Source organism: Aggregatibacter segnis ATCC 33393 (genome assembly GCF_000185305.1).
Taxonomy (GTDB): Bacteria; Pseudomonadota; Gammaproteobacteria; order Enterobacterales; family Pasteurellaceae; genus Aggregatibacter; species Aggregatibacter segnis.
Genome location: NZ_GL622204.1, coordinates 1 through 501 on the forward strand (window position 1 = coordinate 1; position 501 = coordinate 501).

At 30.3% G+C, this 501-nt stretch carries 1 protein-coding gene; it reads left to right on the forward strand.

The window, feature by feature from the left end:
* Positions 1 to 493: RNA 2'-phosphotransferase (locus tag HMPREF9064_RS00005; protein WP_005715932.1), on the forward strand; the 493-nt coding region annotated here is incomplete at its 5' end.
* Positions 494 to 501 lie beyond the last annotated feature (8 nt).

The following is a 501-nucleotide window of genomic DNA, read 5'->3' on the forward strand; positions in this document are numbered from 1 at the left end:
ATGGGAATATGAATTAGAACTGGATTCTGAAGGTTGGGTTTCTGTCGAACAATTAATTTCATCATTTAGAAATAGTGATGAAAAATGGAATACGTTAACCGAAGACGATCTAGTTAAAATGATCAACCTATCGGAAAAGAAAAGACATGAGATTAAAAATGGGAAAATAAGAGCTTTTTATGGTCATTCAATTCCAATGAAAATTTCTAAAGAAATTGGTTATCCACCAAAGTATTTATACCATGGGACAAGTATAAATTATTTAGATGATATTAAATCAAATGGATTGAAGCCGATGTCTCGTCAATATGTACATTTATCTGAGGATGTTGAGACAGCAACATTGGTTGGAAATAGAAAAAAAGGAGAGACAATTCTTCTGATAATTGATACAGAATTAGCTCAATCTAAAGGCATTAAGTTTTATATAGGTAATGAAAAAGTATGGTTATCAGATGGTATTCCAGCTGAATTTATTAAAGATAACTTCTAAATGAAACC